Below are 21071 nucleotides of genomic sequence, written 5' to 3'. Positions count from 1 at the left end.
CTGCGCCGGGCGGGCCGGTGCGCCACGCTGAAGCCATGAAGCTCTATGCCGACCGCGCCCCCGCCGCCATCCGGCAGTTGCTCACCGACGCGCTCGTCGTCGTCTGGGTGTACGCCTGGATCCGGGTCGGGATGGCCCTGTTCGACCTCATCCAGAAGCTGGCGGTGCCCGGCCGGAAGCTCGAGGGCGCCGGCAACGGGCTGGCCTCGAACCTCAGCTCGGCCGGCGACAAGATCAACAAGGTGCCCGGCGTCGGCGACTCGATCGCGGCCCCGTTCAAGGACGCCGCGGAGGCCGCCAACTCGCTCGCCAACGCCGGCCGGGACCAGCAGGAGATCGTCAACAACCTCGCGTGGATCCTCTCCGTGGTCGTCGTCGTGCTGCCGATCGTGCTCGTCGTCGGCGTGTGGCTGCCGCTGCGCATCCGGTGGGTGCGCCGGGCCGCCTCGGCCGCGCGGCTGCGCACCGCGACGGCGGGCCGCGACCTGCTGGCCCTGCGCGCCCTGGCCACCCAGCCGCTCAAGCGCCTCGTGGGCATCGACCCCGAGGTGGCCGCCCAGTGGCGCCGCGGCGACCCCGACACCGTCGAGGCGCTGGCGCGCCTGGAGCTGCGCTCACTCGGCCTGCGCTGAGGTCAGGAGCTCCGTGAGCACGGCGACCTGGTCCGCGTAGTGCGCGACGAACTCCGGTGAGCGGGGGTCGGCACCGCACACCGGCTCGATCACGTGCGGCAGCGTGGTGGTCGCCAGCGCCGCGGCCGTGAGCATCACCAGCAGGCAGGCCGGGTCCAGCTCCGCGGGCAGCCGCCCGGCCGCCTGCAGCGCCCGCAGCTGATCGACGCCGCCGCCGAGCATCCGGGCCCGCGGCTCGCGGTCGGGATCGTCCTGGGGCGCGGTGTACTGCAGCCCGCTCCACGCGAACATGCGCACCCCGTCGGGGTTGTGGAGCACCTCCAGCGCGTACCGCCGCAGCTGCTCCGGCAGCGGCGCCCCCGGCGGCGAAAGCTCCCGCTGCCGCTCCTGCCACTGCGCCGACATGGCCTGGTACAGGCCCTCCTTGCCGTCGAAGTAGTACGACACCAGCTGCTGGTTGACGCCCGCGCGCTCGGCGATGGCCCGCACCCGGGCCCCCGCGTAGCCGTGTGCGCCGAACTCGGCCGCGGCCGCGTCGAGGATCTTCTGCCGGGTGCGCTCGGCGTCACGCTGACGCTCCGGCGGCGCGGGTGACCTGCGGGGCTTCGTCGGCACGGGGTGAGTATACGTGCGCTAATTATCCATCTGTTTGACAAATTCATACGTCCGATGGATTCTGGTGGGCATGACACGCATCCTCATCGCCGGCGCCGGGATCGGCGGCCTCACGCTCGCCCAGGCGCTGCGCCGCGACGGGTTCGACGTCGCCGTGTACGAGCGGGACCCTTCGGCGCAGACGCGCGGCCAGGGGTACCGCATCCACGTCGACGCGGACGGCAACGCGGCGCTGCGGTCCTGCCTGCCACCGCCCGTGCTCGACCGGGTCCGCGCGACGAGCAGCGTCAACGGCGACCTGGTGGCCACCCTGACCCCGGCCCTGGAGCGCGTGTACGCGCAGACGTTCCCCGACATCCCGGCCGACGACATCACGCACGTGGACCGCACCACGCTGCGCCGGGCCCTGCTGACCGGCCTGGACGACGTCGTACACTTCGGCCACCCGGTGACCGGCTACGAGATCACCCCGTCGGGCCGCGTACGGATCGAGGGCGACGAGGGCGACCTCCTGATCGGCGCCGACGGCGTCGGCTCGGCCGTGCGCCGCCAACTCCTGCCACACGCGGGCGTACGCGACATCGGGCTGCGCTGCATCTACGGCCGCACACCCATCGACGGATCGCTTGTCGTGCCGGAGGACTTCGACCGCGGCTTCTGCTGGGTGTCCGACGGGTCCGGGTACGGCGCCGGCTTCGCCACCGTCCACTTCCGCACCCCGGTCGCGGAGGACTACGTGATGGTCACGCTGGTGGCCACGCCGGAGCGCCTGGGCCTGCCGGACGAGCGGCTGTACGCGCTGTCGCCCGAGGGCCTGCAGGACCTGGTGGCGACGGCCACCGCGGGCTGGCACCCGGAGATCCGCGCCTTGATCGCCCGCGCGGGCGCGTTCTTCCCGATCACACTCCGCGCGGGCGAGCGAGTGGACCCATGGCCGTCCGGCCCGGTGACCCTGCTGGGCGACGCGATCCACACCATGCCCCCCACGGGCGGAGTGGGCGCGAACACCGCCTTGCAGGACGCGGCAACGCTTGCCGGTTCACTGCGGAGCGCACCATTGCTGGAGGCGGTCGCCGCGTACGAGCGGGTCATGCTCCCGCGCGGCTTCGACACCGTGGAACGCTCACTGGCAATGGCGGACCGAATGCTCCCTTCGGCTTCGGGTGGCGCTTTGTCGTAGTCGGATCGGCGGGGAATACGGTTGATTGTTCCGTCGCGTGAGGCGGCCGACGCGGGGTCGCTGTGATTGTCGGCGCTGACCCGCTCCTGCGGAACCGGCGGAAACTGGATCTGAGACTTGCCCGGACGGCGGAACCGTGCATTCGGCCTCTCCAACTGGCAGGACCGGCGGAACCGTGCATTCGGCCTCTCCAACTGGCAGGACCGGCGGAACCGTGCACCTGGCCCGCCCCGCCTGCGGGACCGGCGGGATCGGGCATTCGGCCTGCTCAACCACAGGAGCCGACCCGCCTGCCGCAAGGGCAGCCCGCCGCTCGCAGTTCGCCTTCGCCTCCGCCGCCCGCCGCGCAAAGCTCGCATACCCAGCCGCCTCGCTGCCATATTCCCGCCGAAGCTTCTCCGCATACCGCCGCCGAAGCCCCCAGTAGCGACGCTCCGCATGCTCCCACCGAAACGCATCTTGAGAAGGCGACCAATTCCGCGCCCGAGTCCGATCCCGCATAGCAGCCACTTCCGCCCGACTGAACAACGATATCTGCCCCACCACAAAACAATTATCCCAACCACTCCAGAAACCCGCCGCCCCACTTCATATAGCGCACAAATCCGGGACCACCGAATGACGACCCGCACGAACCCGCCGGTGAAACGCGGCCTAGAGGAATAACCGCACGCAACAACGAACCGCGACCACGCTTACACGTTGCGGGAGCGCAAGCTCCCGCCACCATCGGCCGAGCGTCGTTGGACAGCCCCAAAGTCCAGGTAAGCCGACATACACCCCGGCAGGCGAAAAATCCGATATGTCGCGGCGCGAAGCGCCCGACATATCGAAAACAACGGCCCCCGAGCACAAACAAACGCCCGGGAGCCGCACAAAAAAACTCAGAACCGCCGCCGCACGTCCTGCTCAGCAGACGGACCCGGCGACCAGGTAGACGTAGTAGGCCCATCCGACGGCGCCGCCACGACGCCCTCCTCCAGCGACAGGTACCGCCCCGCCAGAACCCGCTTGGCCGCCGACAACTCCACCGAGTCCGCGTTGGTCCACAGGTCGTGGAAGAGCGCGTCCGCGCGCAGCGCCGCCTGGCGGCAGAACAGGTCCGCGAGCTCCAGACCCTCCGGCCGGGCCCCGAGCTCCGTCTGCGCCTTCACGCACGCCGCCGACATCGCGAACAGCTCCGCCCCGATGTCGACCACGCGGCCCAGGAAGCCCTGCTTGTGCTCCAGTTTGCCCTGCCAGCGCGCCATCGCGTAGAAGGTCTCGCGGGCCAGGCGGCGGGACGCGCGCTCCACGTAGCGCAGGTGGACGGCCAGCGGGCCGTACTCCGCGAAGCCGCCCGGCAGCTGGCCCCTGCCCGTGACCAGGGTCGGCAGCCACTTGGCGTAGAAGCCGCCGGCCTTCCCGGCCGCCTTCGCCTTGCGGCCCAAGCCTGCCTCGGGGTCGATGATGTCGCCGGCCACGGAGAGGTGGGCGTCCACGGCCTCGCGGGCGATGGCCAGGTGCATGATCTCGGTCGAGCCCTCGAAGATGCGGTTGATGCGCAGGTCGCGCAGGATCTGCTCGGCCGGCACGGCCCGCTCGCCGCGGGCGGCCAGGGAGTCGGCGGTCTCGTAGCCGCGGCCGCCGCGGATCTGTACGAGCTCGTCGGCGACCTTCCAGGCCAGCTCCGAGGCGTACAGCTTGACCAGCGCGGCCTCGATGCGGATGTCGTTGCGGTTGTCGTCGGCGAGGCGGCAGGAGACCTCGAGCATGGCCTCCATGCCGTAGGTGGAGCCGGCGATGAACGCGATCTTCTTGGCGATCGCCTCGTACGTGCCGATCGGGCGGCCCATCTGGACCCGCTCCGCGGCCCACTCGCGGGCCACGCCGAGGCACCACTTGCCGGCCCCGACGCACATCGCCGGCAGCGACAGCCGGCCGGTGTTGAGCGTGCTCAGCGCGATGCGCAGGCCCTTGCCCTCGCCGCCGATGACGTTGGCCGCCGGCACCCGTACGTCGTGGAAGCGGGTCACGCTGTTCTCCAGGCCGCGCAGGCCCATGAACGCGTTGCGGCGCTCGATCGTCACGCCGGGCGCGTCGGACTCGACCACGAACGCGGTGATGCCGCCCTTGTGCCCCTCGCTCTTCGGGACCAGCGCCATGACCACGTACAGCGTGGCCAGGGTGCCGTTGGTGGCCCACAGCTTCACGCCGTTGAGCAGGTAGTCGCCGTCCTCGGTCGGCACCGCGGCGGTGCGCAGGTTGGCCGGGTACGACCCGACCTCCGGCTCGGTGAGCAGGAAGGCCGAGACCTCGCCGGCGGCCAGCCGCGGCAGGAACCGCTGCTTCTGCTCGTCGTTGCCGACCAGTTTGAGCGGCTGCGGTACCCCGATCGACTGGTGCGCCGACAGCAGCGCGCCGATGGACGGGTTGACCGAGCCCACGAGCATGAGCGCGCGGCAGTAGTCGAGGTTCGTCAGGCCCAGCCCGCCGTACTTCTGGTCGATCTTCATCCCGAACGCGCCCAGCTCGCCGAGGGAGCGGAGCACCTCGTCGGGGATGCGCGCGTCGCGCTCGATCTGCTGCCCGTCGACGGTCTCGACGTAGGCGGTGAGCTTTTCGCGGAACTCGACGCCGCGGGCCTCGGCGGCGGGGTCGAGCTCCGGCAGCGGGTCGATGAGATCGAGGCGGAGCCGGCCGAGGAAGAGCTCCTTGCCGAAGCTGGGCTTCCTCCACTCGGTCTCGCGGTTCTCCTCGATGACCTTGCGCGCCTCGCGTTCCGCGCGCACCGACGTCGAAACCATGGACACCCCCAGGTGGACGCTCCTGAACCTCCAGGTTATTACCCGCGAGTAGCGTTGACTATGCCGACAATCGCCGCGGCTACTTCCGCGGGCGCCTCATCGGGGATCCAGTGGCTGATCCCGGCGAGCGGGACGAACCGGTAGTCCCCCGCGACGTACGAGGCGCAGGCGCGGGCCGCCGTCGGGCCGATCGCCACGTCGCCGTCGCTCCACATGTACGTGGTCGGGACCGTCGCCGGGCCGAGGCCGACCAGGTCGAGGGGGCTCATCGCGCGGTACCAGTTCAGCGCCGGGGTCAGCGCGCCCGGCTCGAGCAGGGGCCGCACGTAGGCGTCGGCGTCGGCCAGCGGGGCGAAGAGTGACCGCAGCCGCCGCCCGCCGTCGGCCAGCAGCACCTCCTCGGCCTTCCCGGGCTGCCGGAAGAGCTTGATGTACGCCGAGCGCTCCTTCTGGTCCGGATCGTTGGCGTACGCGTAGGCCGAGGCGTGCGGGTGCGGCACCGAAACCGCGGTGAGCGTGCGCACCCGGGAGGCGTGCCGCAGCGCCACGTGCCAGGCGCAGATGGCGCCCCAGTCGTGCCCCACCAGGTGTACCGCCGGGATGTCCAGCGCATCGAGGACGGCGACCACGTCCAGGGCGCACTCGGTGATCCGGTAGGCCTCGACCTCCGCGGGCCGGGCGCCCGGCGAGGTGCCCCGCTGGTCGAGGGCGTAGGTGCGCAGCCCGGCCGCGTGCAGCCGCGGGGCGACGTCCGCCCACTCGCCGCTGTGCTGCGGGAAGCCGTGCAGCAGCAGCACCGGCTCGCCGTCCTCGGGGCCGCCGTCGAACACATCGAACGTGAGCGAGCGCGCCGTGATTTTCATGACCCGAGACTACGAGCAGACGACGTTCACTGTTACCGTCGGGAAACAACTGCACATCCGACAGGGGAGCGCACAGCGCTGAGAGTGCGGCGGCCGCGTCAAATCGGCCCCGCAGACCCTCGAACCTGATCTGGGTAATGCCAGCGCAGGGAGCTCGGTCACCTCACGCCAGCACGCCATGCCGCCGTACCCCGGCGGTGCGGCGTCGCGTCTCCTTCTGGTTCGCCTGAACTGGGAGGTATCCAACAATGCAGACTCGTTGGCGGACCGTCGACATCGTCGTCGCGTCCATCATCGCCGTCGCCTTCGCCGGGGTGTTCTACGCCTGGAACAACCTGTGGAACGCGCTGGACAGCTTCGCGCTGCCGTGGCGCGCGGTGATCTACGGCGTGTGGCTCATCCCCGCGGTCCTCGGCCCGCTCGTGATCCGCAAGCCCGGCGCCGGGCTGTACACCGAGCTCGTGGCCGCGATCGTCTCGGCGCTCTTCGGCTCGGCCTGGGGGCTCACCGTCGTCGTGTCCGGCCTGGTGCAGGGCATCGGCGGCGAGTTCGGCTTCGCCGCGACCGGCTACCGCGGGTACAAGCTGGGCAATGCGCTCGTCGCGGGCGCGCTGTCTGGCGCCGGGGCGGCGCTGTTCGACCTGAGCGTGTACTACGGCGACACGTTCACCGCCGGGCAGAAGTGGACCTACGCCGCGCTGGTCGTGGCCAGCGGCGCGGTCGTTGCCGGGGCCGGCAGCTGGGCGTTGCAGCGCGCGCTGGCGCGGACGGGCGTGCTGGACCGGTTCCCGTCCGGGCGGGAACGCGTAGCAATCTGAGTGAGCACGGTCGAGCTCAGGAACTTCGGGTGGCGGCACGCCGGGCGCAAGGCCTGGGCGGTCCGCCACCTCGACCTGCGCATCGAGCACGGCGAGCGGGTACTGCTGCTGGGCGCCTCCGGGGCCGGCAAGTCCACCCTGCTCGCCGCGCTCGCCGGCCTGCTCGCCGAGGACTCCGGCGAGCAGGAGGGCGAGGTCCTGCTCGACGGGCGCCCCGCGCGGCAGGCGCGGGGCGAGACCGGGATCGTCTTCCAGGACCCGCAGACCCAGCTCGTGATGAGCCGGGCCGGCGACGACGTCGCCTTCGGCCTGGAGAACCGGGGCGTGCCCCGGTCCGAGATCTGGCCGCGGGTCGACGCGGCGCTGACGGCCGTCGGGTTCCCCTATGACCGCGGCCGTGGTACCGCCGAGCTCTCCGGCGGCGAGCAGCAGCGCCTGGCCATCGCCGGGGTCATCGCGCTGCGGCCCGGGCTGCTGCTGCTCGACGAGCCGACCGCGAACCTCGACCCGGACGGGGCGCAGCTCGTCCGCACCGCCATCGCCAAGGTCATCCAGGACCTCGACGCGACCCTGGTGCTGGTCGAGCACCGCGTCGACGAGGCCCTGCCCCTGGTCGACCGCACGATCGTGATCGGCGACGACGCCGGCGCCGTCTGGACCCCCGGCGCCCCGCTGCCGTCCCGCCGGGCCGCCACCGCCCCCGGCGAGGCCCTGCTCACCGCCGAGCGGCTGGCCCTGCCGCACACCGGCAACACGGTGGACGAGGCCGTCCTCGCGGGCCAGGCGCTCGCCGTCGAGGGCCCCAACGGCGCCGGCAAGACCACCCTGGCGCTGCTGCTCGGCGGGCTGACGCGGCCGTCCGGCGGGCGGGTGGTGGCCGCGGCCGCGCTGGCCGGCCGGGACGCGGGCCGCCCGCCGCACCGCTGGCGGGCGCGCCGCCTGGCCGCCCGGATCGGCTCGGTGTTCCAGAACCCGGAGCACCAGTTCGTCACCAGCACCGTCCGGGCCGAACTGGCCCTGGGGGGCGCGCCGGAGGCGACGGTCGACGAGCTGCTCCAGCGGCTGTACCTCGACCGCCTGGCCCTGGCCAACCCCTTCACGCTCTCCGGGGGCGAGCAGCGCCGGCTCAGCGTCGCGACCGCCCTGGCCGCCGCCCCGCGGGTGCTGGTCCTGGACGAGCCGACGTTCGGGCAGGACCTGCGGACCTGGCGCGAGCTGGTGACCCTGCTGGCCGACCTGCGCGACGAGGGCCGCGCGCTGGTGCTGGTGACCCACGACCCGCAGCTCGTGGCGGCGATCGGCGACCGACGGCTGGAGCTGGGACGATGACCTGGCTCGCCCGCCGCGACGCGACCGCCAAGCTCGCCGCCGCGCTGCTGGTCACCGCGGCCGTCGTCACCACCCTCGACCCGGTCGCCTCGCTGACCGTCATCGGCGCGCTGCTGGTGCTGCTGCCCTTCACCGGGCTCGGCGCGGCGACCCTGTGGCGGCGGGGCTGGCCGATCCTGCTCTCCGCGGCCGGGATCTTCCTGTTCACGGTGCTCCTCGGGGCCCGCGACTCGCCGGTCGTCGCCCACCTCGCCGGGCTCGACGTGCGCGCGAACGCGGTCGGCTACGCACTGCGGCTGCTCGCCGTCGGGCTGCCCGGCTTCGTGGTCTTCGCCACAATCGACCCGACCGACCTCGCCGACTCGCTCGTCGCCCACCTGCGGGTCCCGCCCCGGTTCGCGATCGGCGCCCTGGCCGCGCTGCGCCTGGCGCCGCTGCTGGCCGGGGAGTACCGGCTGATCCGGCTGGCCCGGCGCGCCCGCGGTACCGCCGCCGGGCCCTTCTCCACGCTCTTCGGCCTGCTGGTGGCGGCCATCCGGCGCGGTATCCGGCTGGCCACGGCCATGGAGGCCCGCGGGTTCGACCGTGCCGGACCGCGCACGATCGCCCGCGACACGCGATTCGGCTGGATGGATGTGCTGGTGGTGGCCCTCGGCCTGACCCTCGCGGTGGCCGTGATCTTGCTGAAGTTCGCGCGGGCATAGGCATATCGCTACCTGTTGTTCGCCCGTGCGGTCGAGGGTCGCCCATGAGGACCACCTAACTCTGCTGAGGAGCCTTCATGGGCCACGGCCACGGCCACCATCACCACCACCACGAGGACATGCCGCAGGCCGCCGGCGACGTCCCCGCGGTGCTCGACGCCTCGATCCCGGACAGCGAGCTCTCCCCCGGCGACGTCTCCCGGCGCGGTTTCCTGCGCCGGGCGGGCCTGCTCGGGGCGGCGGCCGCCGCGGGCGGTGCGCTCGCCAACGCCGGCGTCGCGCACGCGCACGACGACAACGACCACCACGACTTCGACGGCTGGGACCGCCACGGGCACAGCCGCCCGACGGCGCGCAACTACAAGTGGCTGGCGGGCGACCACCACATCCACACCCAGTTCTCCAGCGACGGCATGTACCGGGTCTCCGACCACGTGCGGCACGCCTCCGCCTACGGCCTGGACTGGATGGTCATCACCGACCACGGCACCGTCCAGCACTCCAAGATCGGCGTCGACAAGGTCAACCCGCTGATCCGCGAGGCCCGCGACGACTTCAAGGACATGCTGGTCTTCCAGGGCCTGGAGTGGAACATCCCGGCTGCGGAGCACGGCACCGTCTTCGTGCACCCGGGCGCCAACGAGCTCGCCGTGCTCAAGGAGTTCGAGGGCACGTTCGACGGCTCGGTCCAGGGCGCGGTCAACCCGGCCAACGTCACCGAGGCCCTGGCCATCGCCGGCATCAAGTTCCTCGGCGACCAGGTCACCAAGCGGCGGGTCCAGGACGCGCTGTTCCTGGCCAACCACCCGGCCCGCAACGGCGTCGACTCGCCGCACGAGATCCGCGGCTGGCGCGACGCCAACCCGCAGATCGCGATCGGCTTCGAGGGCGCGCCGGGCCACCAGGCCGCCGGCATCGCCAAGCCCAACGGCGCCGGCGCCGGCCGCGGCTTCTACGAGAACGCCCCCAACGCGAACTCGTTCGCGGCCTACCCGCCGGAGAGCTACCGCACCTGGGGCGGCTTCGACTGGATGACCGCGACCGTCGGCGGCCTCTGGGACAGCCTCCTGGCCGAGGGCAAGCCGTGGTGGATCACCGCGAACTCGGACTCGCACGTCGTCTACGAGGAGACGGCGAAGCGCCCCGACAACACGGACTTCGCCACCAACGGGTACCACTTCGACCCGGTGTACGGCCAGCCGACCAACCTCACCACCGGTGACTTCTGGCCGGGCTACTACAGCCGCACCCACGTCGGCGCGAGCAACTTCGCCTACGCCGCGGTCATGGCGGGCCTGCGCGCCGGCCGGGTCTGGGTCGACCACGGCGGCCTGATCAGCGACCTCGACGTGCAGGTGCGCGTCAAGGGCTCGCCGGTCGGCGTGACCCTGGGCGACTCGCTGATGCTGCGCCGCGGCCAGAGCGCCGAGCTGGTCATCCGGATCAACCTGGCCAACACGCCGAACTGGGCGAACTTCGTGCCGACCCTGGCCCGTGTCGACGTCATCCGCGGCGCCGTCAAGGGTGCCGTGTCCGACAAGGACACGTTCAAGGCGCCGGACACCAAGGTGGTCAAGTCGTTCGAGGTCAACAAATCGACCGGGACCGTGTCGTTCACCTATGACCTGGGCGTGGCCGACCAGCCGTTCTACGTGCGGCTGCGCGGCACCGACGGCAACCGCACGGCGCCGGGCTACCTCGGCGCGGCGATCGACCCGACCGGCCCGGCGATCGACGTCCTCGGCGACGCCGACCCGTGGAAGGACCTCTGGTTCTACGCGAACCCGATCTGGATTCTCCCCCGGTAATGCCGTTCCCCGACGTCCAGGCGGCCGACCACCACATCCTGACGGAAGGCCGGGCCGCGTTCACGTACTTCGCCGGCGGTCAGGTCGAGGTCGGCACCGAGGCCCCGCCGGAGGGCGCCCGCCAGGTGGCGTTCACGGGTCACGAGGGGCTCAAGGGCACGATCCCGGTCTCGGCCATCCTGGCCGGCTCGGCGATCGAGAAGGTCGTGATCCTCGGCGGCCTGTCGGCGGTGCCGGAGATGCTCGTGGACACCCGCGACTTCGTGCGGCCGGTCTGGCGTGACGGCGTGCTGACGCTCGTCACCCAGTTCGCCCGCAACGGGGTCCTGGTGCCCTTCGAACCACCGAACAACCGGCCCTGCTGCGCCGACCACTAGACGGTAGGGCCCTTCGGAACCCCGAAGGGCCCTATTAGTCTCGTACCCATGCCCAGGGACCACGTCGAGTCGATCGTCGACGAGTGGCGGCAGCAGCTGCCCGACGTCGTCGGCCCGTCCATGGAGCTGGGCAAGCGCGTGCACCGCCTGGCCGGCCGGCTGCAGGAGGCCGTGCGCAACGAGACCGCGGCCATGGGGCTCACCCCGGCCGAGTTCGACGTGCTCTCGGCGCTGCGCCGGGCCGGGCCGCCCTACGCGCTCAAGCCCTCCGAGCTCGCCGCGGGCCTGCTGCTGACCTCCGGCGGGATCAGCAACGTGCTGCGCCGGCTGCAGCAGGACGGGCTCATCGAGCGCGCGGCCGACCCCGCCGACGCCCGGGTCGCCTGGGTGCGGCTGAGCGAGCCCGGCGTCGCCGCGGCCGAGAAGATCGTGCGGGCCGTCACCGGCGCGCAGGCCCGCCTCTTCGCCGCCGCCGACGCGACACTGGTGGCCGCGGCGGCCGACCGGCTCCGCGAGCTGCTCATCGCGCTCGGCGACACCGCAAAGGACAAGGACTGAAAATGCTGCAGCGGTACGACGCACGCAACGCCGGCCTCCGGTACTGGGTCAACGGCACGCTCCGGCACCGCGACGAGCCGGGCATCTCCCCGTTCGACTCCGTCGTGCAGGGCGGCGACGCGGTGTGGGAGGGGCTGCGACTGTACGACGGCGGCGTCTTCGGCCTGCACGAGCACCTGACGCGGCTGCGGCGCTCGGCCCTGTCGCTGGGCTTCGAGGGCATCCCGGCCGACGCCGAGATCATCGCGGCCCTGCGCGAGACCCTGACCGCCAACGACATGCGCGACGGGGTGCACGTCCGGCTCACCCTGACCCGCGGCGTGAAGGTCACCAGCGGCATGGACCCGCGGCTCAACCGCTCCGGCTGCACGCTGATCGTGCTCGCCGAGTTCAAGGCGCCGGTGTACGACACCACCGGCCTCACCCTGGTGACGAGCAGCGTGCGCCGGCCGTCCCCGGACGTGCTCGACCCGCGCATCCACCACAACAACCTGCTCAACTCGATCCTGGCCAAGATCGAGGCGAACGTGGCCGGCGCCGACGACGCGATGATGCTCGACGCGCGCGGCTTCGTCGCCGAGACCAACGCCACCCACCTGTTCGCGGTCGCCGGCGGCGAGCTGATGACCCCGCACGCGGTCGCCTGCCCGGAGGGCATCACGCGCGACACCGTCCTGCGGATCGCGCCGCTGCCGGTGCGGGTGCGCGACCTGGCCCAGGTGGAGATGTACACCGCCGACGAGGTCTTCTGCACCGGCACCATGGGCGAGATCGCCGGCGTGGTCACGATCGACGGCCGCCCGATCGGCGAGGGCAAGGTGGGGCCGGTGACCCGGCAGATCGCGGAGCTGTACCGCGCCCACGCCCGCGAGAACGCCGTCGCGGTCTGAGGCCTCAGGCCCGCAGCGCCGCCGCGGCGAGCTCCTCGTACAGCGGCCGGGCCCGGTCCACGAGCGGCCGCAGGTGCACGGGGACCTCGGCCGGGGCCGGGTCGTAGGGCCCGAAGCCGGTGGAACGCTCGACCGCGGCGTACCAGTGCGGCGCCCACACCCCGTCCGTGGCGCGCCGCCCGGCCGGCCAGGACAGCATCGCCGGGTCCCAGGCCAGCCCGAGCGCCGCGCACAGGGCGCCCAGCGTGCCGGCCGGGTCGCGCAGCACGTCGGCGGCGTCGACGACCGGCCCGCCGTACGCGCGGAAGATCTCGGCCTGCTGCGGGTACCCGAGGTCCTCCAGCGTCGGCTCGCCGCGCACCTTGGCGTAGGAGGCCACGACCGCGGCCGGGTCGCGGATCAGGAACGCGTTGCTCACCCGCGCCAGCCAGTCCCGCCCGACGTCCGGCAGCAGGTGGTGGGTCATGTGCTTCTGGTAGAACACCGCGGCGTCCACGGGCGCCAGCAGCCCGGCGACCGCGTCCGCCCACCCCTGCGGCTGGGAGGCCAGGATCTCCTCCCGGCCCGGATGCGCCAGGCCGGTCGCGGCCAGGTAGTGGGCGTAGAGCGGCTCGTCGGCGACGACCGTGCCGGGCCGCGCGCCGAAGCTGCGCATCATCGCCGTGGAGATGTTGCGGGGCCCTGACCACATCGCGACTCGCACCGTCATGGTCCAGGAGGGTAACCCACGCACCGTTCCACCCGTTTTACTCGCGTATAGCACGAAATCCTGGCGCGCGTCGATGCGATCCACTCGGCGTTGCGGCGCTTACTGTCGAGGACGGAGCCTCGCAGTGCGTCCGCCCCGCCACCAGGCTTTCTGGAGACCGACGACGGATCTGCTGCGCGGGAAGAAAGGGGCCGGTCGATGGACCTGCTGATCGACGTGCGAGTGACGAGGCGCGACTCGTCGGCGACGCTGGATCGCACGGTCCGGCTGCGAGCGGACCCGGGCGGCGCGGTCGCCGACCTCATCGCCGCCCTGCTGGGCCTGCTGGACCCGGCCGAACGGCCGCAGCAGACCACGTGGGCCTGGCTGGCCCGCACCGGCCGCCGGCTGGACCCGAACCGCCCGCTGGGCGACCAGGGGCTGCGCTGCGGCGACACGGTCCTGCTGGCCCCGCCCGAGCAGCGCCCCGAGCGGCCGGCACCGGTCGATGGGCACCGCTTCGAGCTGCTGGTGCTGGCCGGCCCGGACGCCGGGATCTGGGTGCCGCTGGCCCCGGGCGAGTTCGTGATCGGCACCGACCCGGCGAGCGACCTGGTCCTCACCGACGCCTCGGCCGGGCGGCGCCACCTGCACCTGGGCATCGGCAGCCACGAGGTGGCCGCGACCGACCTGCGCTCCCCGGCCGGCACCCGGCTCGACGGCGAGCCGCTGACCGGGACGGTGACGCTGGCCGGCGGGCAGCTGCTGCGGCTCGGGGCGACGCTCGTCACGGTCGAGGAGGTGCCCGCGGAGGCGCCCGCGCCCAAGGGGCCCCCGCCGGCGGTGTGGCTTCCGGCGGTACCGCAGCCACTCAAACGCCGCCGTCTCGGCCTGCGCCGCCGGGCCGCCGACCCCACCGCCGAGTTCGCGGCCGCCATGGAGCGGGCCGAGGCCGACGCGGCCATCAAGCACCGGGCCGTCGTGGAGGCGCGCCGGGCCGAGACGCCCAGCGTGGCGCACCTGGCCCGGGCGGCCGACCGGCAGGAGAAGCCGGCCCGCCGCCCCGACGACCGGGACTTCCTCACGCTGCGGATCGCCACCGCCGACCAGCCGAGCCGGCTGCGCTTCGAGCAGGCGGCGACCACCGGCGACTTCGACATCGCCCACACCGACCGGATCGCGCAGCTGCGGCAGCGGTACTCCGTCGACCCCGACGTCCCCGTCGAGGCCGACCTGCGCGCCCTCGGCGCCCTCGGCGCGCACGGCGACGAGGAGACCCGCCGGGCCGTGCTGCGCTCCTGGGTCGTGCAGCTGGCCACCCTGGCCGGCCCGAACGACCTGGCCCTGGTCGTGCTGGCCACGCCGGAGGAGGCCGAGCACTGGCGCTGGACCGGCTGGCTGCCGCACACCCGCACGCTGACCGCGGCGTTCGCGCCCGGCGCCCGCACCGTGGCCGCCCAGGAGGAGGACCGCCGGCGGGTGCTGGGCCTGGTCGAGGCCCTGCTGCGGCAGCGGCGGCTCGGCCGGCACGCGATCGCCGAGCAGTTCGTCCCGCACGTCGTCGTGGTCCTGCCCGACCCGGACTCGGTACCGCCGGACGCCCTCGCCCGCCTCGTCGAGGACGGGCCCCGGGGCGGCATCAGCCTGCTCACCGCGGCCGGGAGCGCCCGGGCGCTGCCGGCCGGGGTGGTCGCGCTGGAGGGCGACGGGATCGGCGCGGCGGTCGCCGACCGGGTCGCGCACGTGCTGGCCGCCAACCGCGACGCGGCCGGCGGCGCCGCGCCCCGCATCGCGCCGCTGGGCGAGGTCCTCGGCCTCGGCGGGGAGCCGGCCCCGAGCGCGATCGTGAAGCGCTGGGTGCCCTCGACCCGCGACCGCGGCCTGGCCGCCCCGATCGGCTTCGGCGGCACCGGCCCGCTCGTGGTCGACCTGCGCCGCGACGGGCCCAACGGCATCATCGCGGGCGCCCCGGGCTCCGGCCGGGCCTGGCTGCTGCGCTCCTACCTGGCCGCGCTGGCGGCGACGTACCCGGCCAACCGGCTCACGTTCGTGCTCGTCGACGCGGCCGGCACCACGTTCGCCGAGTGCACCGCGCTGCCGCACACCGTGGGGCTGTTCACCGGCGACGACGGGTCCATGGCCCGGCGAATCCTGGTCTCGCTCGGCGCCGAGGTGCGCCGGCGGGAGGCGGTCCTGCGCCGGCACAGCGTCAAGGACATCGTCGAGATGGAGCGCCGGCACCCGGCCGCGGCCCCGGCCAACCTGCTCATCGTGGTGGCCGAGTTCACCACCGCGCCGCCGGAGTTCGTCACCGGGCTGCGGGAGCTGGCGCGGCGGGGGCGGACGGCCGGGGTACACCTGCTGCTGTCCACCGCCTTCCCGGCCGGCGCCGTCGACGACGACCTGCGCGCGGAGGCGCCGCTGCGCATCGCGCTGCGGGTCGAGACGGAGCAGGACAGCCTGGAGGTGCTGGAGCGCCCCGACGCCGCGCACCTGTCCCCGCTGCTGCCCGGCCGGGCGTTCGTGCGCACGGTGACGTCGGACCCCGACGCGGTGCAGATCGCGTACGGCGGGGCCCGCTCCCCCGCCGACCGCTCGGCCGGCCCGACCCTGGTCACCGAGTGGCGCTTCGAGTCCGGCCTGCACACGCCGGTGCCGGAGCTCGAGGACGACCCCGGCTCGGCCGCACCTGGAGCCCCGCCCGCCGACGACGGCGAGGTCACCGACCTGCAGCGCCTGGTCGCGGCGATCTCCGCGGCGCACCGGGAGGCGCGGGTGCCCGACCAGCCCAAGGCCTGGCACGCGCCGCTGGACGCCACGTACGAGCTCGACGGGCTGCCGGAGCCGACCGGGGACGCGTTCGCCGCGCCGATCGGGATGGTGGACCTGCCCAACTCCCAGGCGGTGCAGGTCTGGCCGCTGGACCTCGACGAGCTCGGGCACCTGCTGGTCTTCGGGCCGTCCGGGGCGGGCAAGACGACGCTGCTGGACACGGTGGCGGCCGCGTTCGCCCGGCGCTACGACGGGGCGGCGCTGCGGGTGTACCGCGTCGACGCCGCCGACGTCGCGGCGACCGCCAAGCTGCTGTGCACCATCGGCGAGCTCGTCGCCGAGCGGGCCGCGCTCGACGAACACGACGGGGCCCGGGTGCTGGTGCTCGTCGACGGGCACGACCCGCTGCTCAACGACGCGCTGACCGCCGTCGCGGCGGGCGGGAAGGCGGTCGGGGTGCACCTGATCCTCGCGACCGAGCAGCGCAGTGCGGTACCGACGTCGCTGTCCCGGCTCATGCCCGGCCGCATCGTGCTGCGCTCGGCGGGGCGGGGCGTGGTGGAGAGCACGGTGGAGCTCCAGGTCGCCCGGGCGGCCTCGCACCCGGTCCCCACAACTCCTGCACAGCGCCCCCGCCAGTTGCAGCTGGAGGTTTGAGTACGCTGAACCATCGTGCAGCACAATTCTGGTGAGTACCGTGCGGGCTTCGCCTGCTTCGTCGGCCGTCCGAACGCCGGCAAGTCGACGCTGACCAACGCGATCGTCGGCCAGAAGATCGCGATCACGTCGCCGAAGCCCCAGACCACCCGCCACACGGTGCGCGGCGTGGTCCACCGGCCCGACTCCCAGCTCGTGCTGGTCGACACGCCCGGGCTGCACCGCCCGCGCACGCTGCTCGGCGAGCGCCTCAACGACCTCGTGCGCGCCACCTGGAGCGAGGTCGACGTGATCGGCCTGTGCCTGCCCGCCGACGAGGAGATCGGCCGCGGCGACCGGTTCATCAGCGGCGAGATCGCCGAGCTCAAGGCGACCCTGGTCGCGGTCGTGACCAAGACCGACCTGGTCGACCGCGCGACCCTGGCCAAGCGCCTGCTGGCGGTGCAGGAGCTCGGCGAGTTCGCCGACATCGTGCCGGTGAGCGCGGTCTCCGGCGAGCAGGTGCAGACGCTCGTCGACGTGATGATCAACCATATGCCTCGCTCGCCCCAGCTGTACCCCGACGACATGCTCACCGACGAGCCCGAGCAGGTGCTCATGGCCGAGCTGATCCGCGAGGCGGCCCTCGACGGGGTCCGCGACGAGCTGCCGCACTCGATCGCCGTGCTCGTCGAGGAGGTACTCCCCGAGGACGGCCTGACCCGCATCTACGCCGACATCTACGTCGAGCGCTCCAGCCAGAAGGCGATCGTCCTCGGCCACCAGGCGAGCCGGCTCAAGGAGGTCGGCACGCGGGCCCGCCGGGAGATCGAGGACCTCATCGGCGGCCGGGTCTACCTCGACCTGCACGTGCGCGTGGCCAAGGACTGGCAGCGCGACCCGAAGCAGCTTCGCCGCCTGGGCTTCTGATGTCCGGCGGCTCCGGCTTTCGGGGAAAGCTGTATCGGGACGACGCGGTCGTGCTGAGGGTGCAGAAGCTGGGCGAGTCGGACCGGATCATCACGCTGTTCACGCGCCACCACGGCCGCGTCCGCGCCGTCGCCAAGGGCGTGCGCCGCACCACCTCGAAGTTCGGGGGGCGCCTGGAGCCGTTCGGCCACATCGACGTACAGCTGCTGGAGGGGCGCACCCTCGACGTGATCAGCCAGGTGGAGGGCGTCGACCTGTTCGGCCGGCGGTTCCTGGACGACTACTCGCGGTACACGGTGGCCAGCGCCATCGCCGAGACCGCCGAGCGGCTCACCCCCGTCGAGCAGGAGCCCTCGCTGCGGCTGTTCCAGCTGACCCTGGGCGCCCTGCGCGCGCTGGCCGTGGCCGAGCACGCGTGCAGCCTGGTGCTCGACGCGTACCTGCTGCGGGCCATGAGCTCGGCCGGCTGGGCCCCGGCGCTGCGCGAGTGCGCCGTCTGCGGCACGCCCGGCCCGCACCGCGGCTTCTCGATCGCGGCGGGCGGCGCGGTCTGCCCCGACTGCCGCCCCCCGGGCGCGGCCCACCCCGCCCCGGCGACGATCGGCCTGATGACGGCGCTGACCGACGGCGACTGGGCCGTGGCCGACAACGCGTCCCCGGTCCATCAGCGCGAGGCGAGCGGCCTGGTGGCCGCGCACCTGCAGTGGCACCTGGAACGCACCCTGCGCTCACTACCCTTGGTGGATCGCGAGGAGCGCCGCATTCCCGCGCAACCGCCCGGCCCCATCCGAGAGGAACGTTCGTGAGCAGCAACTTCCGCCCGCCGTCCGTGCACCCCACCGGTGCCCGCCCCCCGGCGCTGCCGAAGGAGGCCGTGCCGCAGCACGTGGCGATCATCATGGACGGCAACGGCCGCTGGGCCAAGCAGCGCGGCCTGCCGCGCACCGCGGGCCACACCGCCGGCGAGGCCGCCCTGTTCGACGTGATCGAGGGCGCCCTGGAGCTCGGCGTGAAGTACGTCAGCGCCTACGCCTTCTCCACCGAGAACTGGAAGCGCTCGCCCGACGAGGTCCGCTTCCTCATGAACTTCAACCGCGAGGTGATCCACCGCCGCCGCGACCAGTTCCACGAGATGGGCATCCGCGTCCGCTGGGCGGGCCGCCGCCCGCGCCTGTGGCGCTCGGTCATCGGCGAGCTCGAGCACGCCGAGCAGCTCACCCGCCACAACGACCTGCTCACGTTCACGATGTGCGTCAACTACGGCGGCCGCGCGGAGGTGGCCGACGCCGCGGCGCGCATAGCCGCCGACGTGAAGGCGGGCCGCCTCAAGGCCGACCGCATCACGGAGAAGACCTTCGCCCGCTACCTGGACGAGCCCGACCTGCCCGACGTCGACCTCATGATCCGCAGCTCGGGCGAGATGCGCACGTCGAACTTCATGATCTGGCAGGCCGCGTACGCCGAGTTCGTCTCGGTCGACACGCTGTGGCCCGACTTCGACCGCCGCCACCTCTGGTACGCGTGCGAGGTCTACGCCAAGCGCGACCGCCGCTTCGGAGGCGCCATCCCCAACCCGGTGATCCCGACCCTGACGGACTGAGCCGGGTCCGCTGGTCCCCGCCTCGAGCGCGGGGAGGGCGTCAGTCGGTGACGGTGGTGAAGACCTTCGCGTCCGGGGCGGCCACGTGGATCGGCGCCGCCGGCGAGACGTCGCGCACCGCCGCGTGGCCCAGGCCGTCCAGGGTCGAGGCCTCCGTCACCACCGCGGCCGCCTCGAGCTTCGTCGCGCCCGACGACACCGCCGACGCCACGGCCAGCTGCAGGGCGGTGAGCGAGAGCGACGGCAGGGCGACGGACGCGGCGTTGTACGTGCGGCCGTCGCCGTCGCGGACGGCGGCGCCCTCCACCGCGCCGGTGCGGGCTCGGGCCGCGCGGGCCAGGGTCACCAGCTTGGCGTCCTCGGCGGACAGGTCAGGCATCGGCGTGCTGCCTCTCGGTCTCGTGGCTGGCCTGGTCGTCGTCGTCCGGATCGGCCCGGCGGACGAGCAGGGTGTCGATGCGGTTGCGGCGGCCGGCGGTACCTTCGGCGACGAGCACCAGCCCGCCCACGACCGCGGTCGCGCCCGGGATCGGGACCCGGCCGAGGGCCTGGGCGAGCAGGCCCGCGACGGTCTCGACCTCGTCGGCGGGCAGCTCGACGTCGAACAGCTCGCCGAGGTCCTCGATGGGCAGGCGGCTGGTGATCCGGACGGCCCCGTCGGGCAGCTCCTCGACCGGCGGGCGCTCGGCCACGTCGTACTCGTCGGTGATCTCGCCGACGATCTCCTCGAGGATGTCCTCGATTGTCACGATCCCGGCCGTGCCGCCGTACTCGTCGATGATCACCGCCATGTGCGTGCGCGCGGCCTGCATCTCGCGCAGCAGGTCGTCGACCGGCTTGGACTCGGGCACGAATGTCGCGTCGCGCATGGCCTGGGCGACCGGCACCTCCGCGGCCCCGGTGTCGTTGCCGGCGGTACGGCGGACGAGGTCCTTGAGGTACGCGATGCCGAGCACGTCGTCGACGTTCTCGCCGACCACGGGGATGCGTGAGAAGCCGCTGCGCATCGCGAGCATCAGGGCCTGGCGCACGGTCTTGTGGGCCTCGATCCAGACCATCTCGGTGCGCGGCACCATGACCTCGCGGGCGATGGTCGTGCCGAGCGCGAACACGGAGTGGATCATGTCGCGCTCGCCGTGCTCCACGACGCCGCGCTGCTCGGCGATGTCGACGAGCTCGCGCAGCTCGATGGTGGTGGCGAACGGGCCCTCGCGGTACCCCTTGCCGGGCGTCACCGCGTTGCCGATGAGGATCAGCAGCCGGGCGAGCGGGCCCAGGGCCGTGCCGAGCCAGCGCACCGGCGGGGCGGCGAAGCGGGCGACGTGGTACGCGTGCTGGCGCCCCATCGTCCGCGGCGCGACGCCCACGACGACGAAGCTGATGACGGTCATGACGCCGGCGGTGATCAGGGCGGCGAGCCAGTCGCGGCGACCGCCGACGGCCGCCGCGGTCTCCAGGGCGACGAGGGTGGTCGCGGTGAGCTCGCAGAGCAGGCGCAGCAGCAGGAGCAGGTTGATGTACCGCGCGGGATCGGCCGCGATCACCTCGAGCGCCCCGGCGCCGGGCTTGCCCTCGCGGGCGAGCTCGTGCGCACGGGCCGGGGAGACCACGTTGAGCGCGGCGTCGGTCATCGCGAACAGCCCTGCGAGCACGACCAATCCGGCGGCCGTGGTCAGCAGTGTGACGTCGCTCACGCCGACACCTCCGCTTCGCTCCGGCGCCACCGCGAGCCAAAACTGTGCCCCTGGTTCGCGGCCTCTCCGCTCCGCTCCGAACCGCTCACGCCGGCACCTCCGCTTCGCTCCGGCGCCACCGCGAGCCAAAACTGTGCCCCTGGTTCGCGGCCTCTCCGCTCCGCTCCGAACCGCTCACGCCGGCACCTCCG

19 protein-coding genes and 1 riboswitch are annotated in these 21071 nt (G+C 73.2%); of the genes, 13 read left to right on the top strand and 6 right to left on the bottom strand.

The window, feature by feature from the left end; all coding sequences use genetic code 11:
* The first annotated feature begins 35 nt into the window (after window positions 1-35).
* On the top strand, window positions 36-632 hold the full coding sequence (locus AB0B76_RS30120; RefSeq protein ID WP_360381820.1) for a hypothetical protein: 597 nt from the start codon (window positions 36-38) through the stop codon (window positions 630-632).
* Here AB0B76_RS30120 and AB0B76_RS30115 read toward each other — a convergent pair.
* The gene (locus AB0B76_RS30115; protein WP_360381818.1) at window positions 615-1247 is read right to left on the bottom strand and encodes a TetR family transcriptional regulator; all 633 of its coding nucleotides are present in this window, start codon (window positions 1245-1247) and stop codon (window positions 615-617) included. The two genes, AB0B76_RS30120 and AB0B76_RS30115, sit on opposite strands and share 18 nt — an antisense overlap.
* A gap of 70 nt (window positions 1248-1317) precedes the next feature.
* Here AB0B76_RS30115 and AB0B76_RS30110 point away from each other — a divergent pair, with 70 nt between their 5' ends.
* Entirely contained in the window at window positions 1318-2427 is a 1110-nt protein-coding gene (locus AB0B76_RS30110) for an NAD(P)/FAD-dependent oxidoreductase (RefSeq protein ID WP_360381817.1), read from the top strand.
* Window positions 2428-3311: 884 nt separating this feature from the next.
* On the opposite strand, the gene AB0B76_RS30105 is transcribed toward AB0B76_RS30110, so the two are convergent.
* On the bottom strand, window positions 3312-5213 hold the full coding sequence (locus AB0B76_RS30105; protein ID WP_360381815.1) for an acyl-CoA dehydrogenase family protein: 1902 nt from the start codon (window positions 5211-5213) through the stop codon (window positions 3312-3314).
* Window positions 5214-5251: 38 nt separating this feature from the next.
* Entirely contained in the window at window positions 5252-6076 is an 825-nt protein-coding gene (locus AB0B76_RS30100) for an alpha/beta fold hydrolase (RefSeq protein ID WP_360381813.1), read from the bottom strand.
* Between the two features lie 52 nt (window positions 6077-6128).
* Window positions 6129-6246, top strand: a riboswitch (TPP riboswitch).
* Window positions 6247-6324: 78 nt separating this feature from the next.
* On the opposite strand from AB0B76_RS30100, the gene AB0B76_RS30095 reads away from it, so the two are divergent.
* The 7 genes from AB0B76_RS30095 (at window position 6325) to AB0B76_RS30065 (ending at window position 12560) form a co-directional block, all read left to right on the top strand.
* On the top strand, window positions 6325-6894 hold the full coding sequence (locus tag AB0B76_RS30095) for an ECF transporter S component (protein WP_360381812.1): 570 nt from the start codon (window positions 6325-6327) through the stop codon (window positions 6892-6894).
* Complete coding sequence (locus tag AB0B76_RS30090) at window positions 6895-8223, top strand: ATP-binding cassette domain-containing protein (RefSeq protein WP_360381811.1); 1329 nt, start codon at window positions 6895-6897, stop codon at window positions 8221-8223.
* Window positions 8220-8927 carry an energy-coupling factor transporter transmembrane component T gene (locus AB0B76_RS30085; RefSeq protein WP_360381809.1) on the top strand — a complete coding sequence of 236 codons (708 nt, stop codon included), beginning with the start codon at window positions 8220-8222 and terminating at the stop codon, window positions 8925-8927. The genes AB0B76_RS30090 and AB0B76_RS30085 overlap by 4 nt, the downstream gene beginning before the upstream one ends.
* A 77-nt stretch (window positions 8928-9004) precedes the next feature.
* Window positions 9005-10735: a PHP domain-containing protein gene (locus tag AB0B76_RS30080; RefSeq protein WP_360381807.1), complete on the top strand. Its 1731-nt coding sequence runs from the start codon at window positions 9005-9007 to the stop codon at window positions 10733-10735.
* Window positions 10735-11112: a hypothetical protein gene (locus tag AB0B76_RS30075; RefSeq protein WP_360381806.1), complete on the top strand. Its 378-nt coding sequence runs from the start codon at window positions 10735-10737 to the stop codon at window positions 11110-11112. The genes AB0B76_RS30080 and AB0B76_RS30075 overlap by 1 nt, the downstream gene beginning before the upstream one ends.
* 48 nt (window positions 11113-11160) lie before the next feature.
* Entirely contained in the window at window positions 11161-11670 is a 510-nt protein-coding gene (locus AB0B76_RS30070) for a MarR family transcriptional regulator (RefSeq protein ID WP_360381804.1), read from the top strand.
* A 2-nt stretch (window positions 11671-11672) separates the two neighbouring features.
* Complete coding sequence (locus AB0B76_RS30065; RefSeq protein WP_360381803.1) at window positions 11673-12560, top strand: aminotransferase class IV; 888 nt, start codon at window positions 11673-11675, stop codon at window positions 12558-12560.
* Between the two features lie 4 nt (window positions 12561-12564).
* On the opposite strand, the gene AB0B76_RS30060 is transcribed toward AB0B76_RS30065, so the two are convergent.
* Window positions 12565-13269 (bottom strand): HAD family hydrolase, encoded by a 705-nt coding sequence (locus AB0B76_RS30060; RefSeq protein WP_360381802.1) that lies wholly within the window; start codon window positions 13267-13269, stop codon window positions 12565-12567.
* A gap of 198 nt (window positions 13270-13467) precedes the next feature.
* Here AB0B76_RS30060 and AB0B76_RS30055 point away from each other — a divergent pair, with 198 nt between their 5' ends.
* From AB0B76_RS30055 to AB0B76_RS30040, 4 genes are read left to right on the top strand one after another with little or no spacing between them, the layout of a single operon-like run.
* Entirely contained in the window at window positions 13468-16677 is a 3210-nt protein-coding gene (locus AB0B76_RS30055; RefSeq protein ID WP_360381801.1) for an FtsK/SpoIIIE domain-containing protein, read from the top strand.
* Window positions 16678-16692: 15 nt separating this feature from the next.
* The gene (era, locus tag AB0B76_RS30050; RefSeq protein WP_360381799.1) at window positions 16693-17586 is read left to right on the top strand and encodes a GTPase Era; all 894 of its coding nucleotides are present in this window, start codon (window positions 16693-16695) and stop codon (window positions 17584-17586) included.
* The gene (gene recO, locus AB0B76_RS30045; protein WP_360381798.1) at window positions 17586-18392 is read left to right on the top strand and encodes a DNA repair protein RecO; all 807 of its coding nucleotides are present in this window, start codon (window positions 17586-17588) and stop codon (window positions 18390-18392) included. The genes era and recO overlap by 1 nt, the downstream gene beginning before the upstream one ends.
* Window positions 18389-19186 carry an isoprenyl transferase gene (locus tag AB0B76_RS30040; RefSeq protein WP_360381796.1) on the top strand — a complete coding sequence of 266 codons (798 nt, stop codon included), beginning with the start codon at window positions 18389-18391 and terminating at the stop codon, window positions 19184-19186. Before recO ends, AB0B76_RS30040 begins: the two co-directional genes overlap by 4 nt.
* A gap of 40 nt (window positions 19187-19226) precedes the next feature.
* On the opposite strand, the gene AB0B76_RS30035 is transcribed toward AB0B76_RS30040, so the two are convergent.
* Both AB0B76_RS30035 and AB0B76_RS30030 read right to left on the bottom strand, forming a co-directional pair.
* A complete protein-coding gene (locus tag AB0B76_RS30035) occupies window positions 19227-19565 on the bottom strand; it encodes a cytidine deaminase (protein ID WP_360381794.1) in 339 nt (112 codons plus the stop codon).
* Entirely contained in the window at window positions 19558-20910 is a 1353-nt protein-coding gene (locus AB0B76_RS30030; protein WP_360381792.1) for a hemolysin family protein, read from the bottom strand. The genes AB0B76_RS30035 and AB0B76_RS30030 overlap by 8 nt, the downstream gene beginning before the upstream one ends.
* Between the last annotated feature and the right edge of the window lie 161 nt (window positions 20911-21071).

Source organism: Dactylosporangium sp. NPDC049140 (assembly GCF_040648435.1).
This window is presented reverse-complemented; position numbering and strand designations above follow the sequence as displayed.

Excerpts from the sequence above, each read along its gene's own strand:
- AB0B76_RS30100 (WP_360381813.1), bottom strand. The coding sequence starts at position 6,076 with ATGAAAATCACGGCGCGCTCGCTCACGTTCGATGTGTTCGACGGCGGC.
- AB0B76_RS30055 (WP_360381801.1), top strand. The coding sequence starts at position 13,468 with ATGGACCTGCTGATCGACGTGCGAGTGACGAGGCGCGACTCGTCGGCG.
- AB0B76_RS30105 (WP_360381815.1), bottom strand. The coding sequence starts at position 5,213 with ATGGTTTCGACGTCGGTGCGCGCGGAACGCGAGGCGCGCAAGGTCATC.
- AB0B76_RS30075 (WP_360381806.1), top strand. The coding sequence starts at position 10,735 with ATGCCGTTCCCCGACGTCCAGGCGGCCGACCACCACATCCTGACGGAA.
- AB0B76_RS30085 (WP_360381809.1), top strand. The coding sequence starts at position 8,220 with ATGACCTGGCTCGCCCGCCGCGACGCGACCGCCAAGCTCGCCGCCGCG.
- AB0B76_RS30080 (WP_360381807.1), top strand. The coding sequence starts at position 9,005 with ATGGGCCACGGCCACGGCCACCATCACCACCACCACGAGGACATGCCG.
- AB0B76_RS30060 (WP_360381802.1), bottom strand. The coding sequence starts at position 13,269 with ATGACGGTGCGAGTCGCGATGTGGTCAGGGCCCCGCAACATCTCCACG.
- recO (WP_360381798.1), top strand. The coding sequence starts at position 17,586 with ATGTCCGGCGGCTCCGGCTTTCGGGGAAAGCTGTATCGGGACGACGCG.
- AB0B76_RS30065 (WP_360381803.1), top strand. The coding sequence starts at position 11,673 with ATGCTGCAGCGGTACGACGCACGCAACGCCGGCCTCCGGTACTGGGTC.
- AB0B76_RS30035 (WP_360381794.1), bottom strand. The coding sequence starts at position 19,565 with ATGCCTGACCTGTCCGCCGAGGACGCCAAGCTGGTGACCCTGGCCCGC.
- AB0B76_RS30095 (WP_360381812.1), top strand. The coding sequence starts at position 6,325 with ATGCAGACTCGTTGGCGGACCGTCGACATCGTCGTCGCGTCCATCATC.
- AB0B76_RS30120 (WP_360381820.1), top strand. The coding sequence starts at position 36 with ATGAAGCTCTATGCCGACCGCGCCCCCGCCGCCATCCGGCAGTTGCTC.
- AB0B76_RS30110 (WP_360381817.1), top strand. The coding sequence starts at position 1,318 with ATGACACGCATCCTCATCGCCGGCGCCGGGATCGGCGGCCTCACGCTC.
- AB0B76_RS30070 (WP_360381804.1), top strand. The coding sequence starts at position 11,161 with ATGCCCAGGGACCACGTCGAGTCGATCGTCGACGAGTGGCGGCAGCAG.